The 2,123-nt window shown below is 64.1% G+C and carries 3 protein-coding genes; 1 reads left to right on the top strand and 2 read right to left on the bottom strand.

The features are described from left to right. Nucleotides 1-64: 64 nt before the first annotated feature. The gene (locus tag VJ956_RS14955) at nt 65-352 is read left to right on the top strand and encodes a YebG family protein (protein ID WP_324085837.1); all 288 of its coding nucleotides are present in this window, start codon (nt 65-67) and stop codon (nt 350-352) included. Here the strand turns inward: VJ956_RS14955 and VJ956_RS14950 are convergent. Both VJ956_RS14950 and VJ956_RS14945 read right to left on the bottom strand, forming a co-directional pair. Next, nucleotides 340-1,128, bottom strand: coding sequence for an ABC transporter ATP-binding protein (locus VJ956_RS14950; protein WP_324085836.1), 789 nt, complete (start codon nt 1,126-1,128; stop codon nt 340-342). The genes VJ956_RS14955 and VJ956_RS14950 overlap by 13 nt on opposite strands. Further along, nucleotides 1,128-2,042: an iron ABC transporter permease gene (locus VJ956_RS14945; RefSeq protein ID WP_324085838.1), complete on the bottom strand. Its 915-nt coding sequence runs from the start codon at nt 2,040-2,042 to the stop codon at nt 1,128-1,130. Before VJ956_RS14945 ends, VJ956_RS14950 begins: the two co-directional genes overlap by 1 nt. Nucleotides 2,043-2,123 lie beyond the last annotated feature (81 nt).

Raw genomic sequence — 2,123 nt, 5'->3', positions numbered from 1 at the left:
CTGAATGATTTATCCCGCTGACACTACATCCTGACGGGAAGCTGGCTCACAGGAGAACAGGCACATGGCTGTACAGGCACTTTATTTCTCGGAGAGGGACGGGCAGGACATGGCATTGAAGAACCCGGAAAAAATGCTGTTCGCAAACAAGGCAGACGCCGATGCCCGGGACAGGATGCTGGAGTTGTCCGAGGAAATCATGATGTTCCTCAAGGGGCGGGTGAAAGATCTGTCTGACGAGCAGGCCGAACAGTGTGCGCTGGCTATCGCGGAGGAGCGGGATCTGTTTGCCAAGGCGCTGAAGAAACCCTCTCTGTTAAACGCGACTGCGACGGCTGGTCAGGACGACTGAGGATCCGAATTCCCTGCCGGAACGAACACCGGGGCGCCGTCTATTTCGGCTGTCCGCAGTTTCTGGCCGTAAAGCCGCTCCAGCGCGCCGGGCACCAGCATTTGCCGGGATTCGCCCCAGCAGGCTTCGCCGCCAGGGAACAGCAGCAGGATATGATCACACCAGCGCGCGGCCAGGTTGAGATCGTGAAGGCACATGAATACTGAGCACCCCTTTCTTGCCCGGGCCCGGAGCAATCCAAGCACAGCCACCTGATGGTGCAGGTCCAGATGGTTGGTGGGCTCATCCAGCAGCCAGGTATCCGGGGACTGGGTCAGTACCGTGGCGATGGCCACCCGCTGGCGTTCGCCACCGGAAAGAGTGTTGACCAGGCGGTCCCGCAACTGGCCGACATCCAGCGCCTCCAGTGCCGCCCGGGCCTTGCCTACATCTTCGGCGGATTCCATCTGCCAGGGTGAAAGCCAGGGGTGTCGGCCAATCAGTGCGGTTTCCAGCACGGTGGCCGGAAAGCCGTCCTGGCGGTCCTGGAACACCAGCCCCAGCTGTTTCGAGACCTGCCGCCGTTTCCATTCAACCAGTGAATGCCCGCCCAGATGGACGGAGCCACTGCGGGGCGGTCGCAGCCCCGCCAGCGTGTGCAGCAGGGTGGTCTTGCCCACCCCGTTGGGACCGAGCACACCCCAGATCTCGCCCGGCCCGACAGTGAAATTCAGGGGCTGGCCACTGCTACGCCCGGGAATATCGATCACCAGTTCTCTGGCCTGCAGTGGATTCATCAGCGGCTCCGGTACAACAGGTAAAGAAAGGTCGGCACCCCCAGCAATGCGGTAATCACCCCGACCGGCAACTGCTCAGGTGCGATCACCACCCGGGCAAGCGTGTCCGCCAGCACCAGCAGAGATCCACCCGCCATGGCACAGGCCGGAAGAATCAGGCGCTGGTCGTTGCCCAGCACCAGTCTCAGCATGTGGGGCACGACCAGACCGACAAAACCAACACTGCCGGCCATGGTGACCGCCGTTGCCGTCAGCAGACTGGCAAGAATGTAGATGGTCCATTCCAGTGGCCGCACCGACACCCCCAGCGCAGCCGCCTGCATGGGCCCGCGGGCGAGCACATTCAGGCTGCGCCCGAGCGGGAATACCAGCAGGCAGACCAGGGTCAGCAGGATCAGACCCGGAACCGGGTTGGCGGCCGGGGAGAGGTCACCCATCAACCAGTAGAGCATGCCGGGTAACTGCCGGGCGGGGCTCATGGCAAGGATCAGCGCAATCAGGGCACCCCAGCCGGCAGCGACCACCACCCCCGTCAGCAACAGCCGGGAAGGTGTCCAGCTTCCGGTGCCGTGGGCGAGGCCAAATACCAGAAAGGTCGCCAGCAGGGCGCCGGCAAACGCCGAGCCGGACACCACAGCGCCGGCAACACCGGCCATCATCGCCAGCAGCGCACCAACCGCGGCGCCCCCGGAAAGCCCGAGTACGTATGGGTCTGCCAGCGGATTCCTGAGCAGAACCTGCATCAGGGCACCGGCCACCGCCAGCAGCCCGCCCGTGGCAAAGCCGGTCAGCGTGCGTGGCAGCCGCAGTTCCAGCACCAGGGTCTGCTGGATCGGGGTACCGGTTCCGGTCAGCACCGCGAAGGTATCCCCGACCGACAGCGAAGCGCTGCCGACACTCACGGACAACGCCATGCAGACCAGGCTGAGAGCCGCAAGGACCGCCAGGGCCCGGCTATAACCGGGCACGGGCCTGCTCCAGCACCTGACACAATT

The sequence above is a fragment of the Marinobacter sp. genome, from assembly GCF_035268745.1.
Classification (GTDB): Bacteria; Pseudomonadota; Gammaproteobacteria; order Pseudomonadales; family Oleiphilaceae; genus Marinobacter.
Note: the sequence above shows the minus strand (reverse complement) of the source record. Positions and strands in the feature narration are given on the sequence as shown.

Coding starts and splice junctions, on each gene's coding strand:
- VJ956_RS14945 (WP_324085838.1), bottom strand. CDS start 2,042: ATGGCGTTGTCCGTGAGTGTCGGCAGCGCTTCGCTGTCGGTCGGGGAT.
- VJ956_RS14950 (WP_324085836.1), bottom strand. CDS start 1,128: ATGAATCCACTGCAGGCCAGAGAACTGGTGATCGATATTCCCGGGCGT.
- VJ956_RS14955 (WP_324085837.1), top strand. CDS start 65: ATGGCTGTACAGGCACTTTATTTCTCGGAGAGGGACGGGCAGGACATG.